This window comes from Psychrobacillus sp. Z3-81, from assembly GCF_056620325.1.
The window spans coordinates 1-266 of the sequence record NZ_JBWQPU010000068.1; the positions used below are offsets into that span (position 1 = coordinate 1).

General features: G+C 48.5%; 1 pseudogene. It reads left to right on the forward strand.

Going from position 1 to position 266, the window contains the following annotated elements:
* Positions 1-266, forward strand: a pseudogene (locus tag AC1ECF_RS17655) (hypothetical protein); the annotation flags it as partial.

Below are 266 nucleotides of genomic sequence, written 5' to 3' on the forward strand. Positions count from 1 at the left end.
GTACTGAGTGCGCCTGCATCCATTCAATTCGGATCACACCAATTACGCGGTGCAGGAGCTACTGACAGCGAGCTTCGTGAACTAACCATACCGGATTCCTATTACTGGGCGCCACAGTCTCTAAAGAATGATTCCGGGTTTGTTCTGAATATGGCTCAGGCTTATCGTAAGTTCGCCCAAGATATTCAAGAAGGCACAGCCTTAGTACCTACTTTCGCGGATGCGGTGAAGCTTCATCAGTTACTGGATGCCATCGAAAAATCAGC